Annotated in this window: 2 protein-coding genes and 1 pseudogene; 2 read left to right on the forward strand and 1 reads right to left on the reverse strand. The window is 62.6% G+C overall.

All coding sequences use genetic code 11. The features are described from left to right. A partial coding sequence (locus EOA33_RS33990; protein WP_145989465.1) for a hypothetical protein occupies window positions 1-188 on the forward strand: 188 nt, incomplete at its 5' end. A gap of 9 nt (window positions 189-197) precedes the next feature. Here the strand turns inward: EOA33_RS33990 and tyrS are convergent. After that, complete coding sequence (tyrS, locus tag EOA33_RS33995) at window positions 198-1,451, reverse strand: tyrosine--tRNA ligase (protein ID WP_127407600.1); 1,254 nt, start codon at window positions 1,449-1,451, stop codon at window positions 198-200. Window positions 1,452-1,782: 331 nt separating this feature from the next. On the opposite strand from tyrS, the pseudogene EOA33_RS34000 reads away from it, so the two are divergent. Next, window positions 1,783-1,955 (forward strand): annotated as a pseudogene (locus EOA33_RS34000) (glycosyltransferase family 39 protein); the annotation flags it as partial.

A 1,955-nucleotide genomic window follows, 5' to 3' on the forward strand; every position in this document is an offset into this window, starting at 1 on the left:
TCTATGGGCTGAACCGCATCTTCGGCGAACTGCCGCTGTTCGGGCCGCTGCTCGGCAACGGCCGGGATCGCGGCCTGATCGGCGTCACTTTCCGGCTGAGGGGCAATGCCAACAAGCCGAGCCTCGACATCAACCCGCTGTCGGTAATCGCTCCCGGAATATTCAGGTCGATCTTCGAATACCGCTGAGGTGGCCCGTCACACCGGCCGCGCCAGGACGTGTTTTTTCTTGCCAACTGAAAGCTTTACGACGTTTTCCGGACTCAAATCCTGAAGCGTCACAGTCCGGCGGTCGTCCGCGACCGGCTGATCGTTGAGGCGCACGGCGCCGCCCTGGACATGACGCCGCGCCTCGCCATTGGAGGCGGCGAGCCCGGCGGTGACCAACAGCGAGAGGATGCCGATGCCGGCTTCGAGCGCGGCCTTGCCGACTTCGACGCTGGGCAGTGTGTCGGCGAGCGCGCCTTCCTCGAAGGTCTTGCGCGCGGTTTCGCTCGCCGTTTCCGCAGCCTCGCGGCCATGCAGCATGGCGGTGATCTCGGTGGCGAGGATCTTCTTCGCCTCGTTGATCTCCGCGCCGCCGAGCTTTTCGAGCCGCGCGACCTCGTCGAGCGGCAGCGTCGTATAGAGTTTCAGGAAGCGGCTGACATCTGCGTCCTCGGTGTTGCGCCAGTACTGCCAGAATTCGTAGGGCGACAGCATGTCGCCGTCGAGCCAGACCGCGCCCGACGCAGACTTGCCCATCTTGGCGCCCGACGAGGTGGTGAGCAGCGGCGTGGTCATCGCGTAGAGCTGCGCGCCCTCCATGCGGTGGCCGAGATCAATGCCGTTGACGATGTTGCCCCACTGGTCGGAGCCGCCCATCTGCAGCCGACAGCCGAGCCGCTTGTGGAGCTCGACGAAGTCGTAGGCCTGCAGGATCATGTAGTTGAATTCGAGGAACGACAGCGACTGCTCGCGGTCGAGGCGCAGCTTGACGGAATCGAAGGCGAGCATCCGATTGACCGAAAAATGCCGGCCGACATCACGCAGGAAGTTGACGTAGTTGATCTCCATCAGCCAATCGGCGTTGTTGATCATGACGGCGTCGCCGGCGCCGCTGCCGAATTTGAGGTAGGGCGCGAAGTTGCGGCGAATGCCAGCCAGATTGTCCTCGATGTCCTGCGGCGTCAAAAGCTTGCGCGCCTCGTCCTTGAACGAGGGATCGCCGATCATCGAGGTGCCGCCGCCCATCAGCGCGATCGGCCGGTGGCCGGTCCGCTGCAGCCAATGCAGCATCATGATTTGGATCAGTGATCCCGCATGGAGGCTCTTCGCCGTCGCATCGAAGCCGATATAGGCGGTGACGATTTCCTTGGCGAAAAGCTGGTCGAGGCCGGTTTCGTCCGAGATCTGGTGGATGAAGCCGCGCTCGCTCATGACGCGCAGGAAATCGGATTTGTAGGCGGACATTTTTTCTTTCCCGAAGATCGCCCGGCCGCCGGGCCAAGCGTGACATGAAGGCGGGCGTTTAGCACCAGTGGGCGATCAGCAAAAGTGGAATCCGGTTTTGCGTCCGATCGCCCACCAAGCAATGACCAGCGATCAGCAAAAGTGGAATCCGGTTTTGCGTCGCGCGCGGATGACGTTGCGTATCCTTGCCTCGTGGTTGCGGCTGGCGTAATGAGGCGCCGCGCAAAGGGCAGTGCCCAGGCGCCGCGACGGGGCACCATCCCGCAATCGAGATCCGGAAGCTCCCGCGATGAACAGGAACTACGTCATCCTCTTTCTGTTCAGCCTGCTGATGACCTTCAGCGGTCTCGCCAGCCTTCCTCCGATCGACCGTGACGAGTCCCGCTTCGTCCAGGCGACCAAGCAGATGGTCGAGACCGGCGACTATGTCGATATCCGCCTGCAGGATGTTACGCGCTACAAGAAGCCGATCGGCATCTACTGGCTGCAATCGGCGGCGGTGGC

It is taken from the genome of Mesorhizobium sp. M4A.F.Ca.ET.050.02.1.1 (assembly GCF_003997725.1).
Lineage (GTDB): Bacteria > Pseudomonadota > Alphaproteobacteria > Rhizobiales > Rhizobiaceae > Mesorhizobium.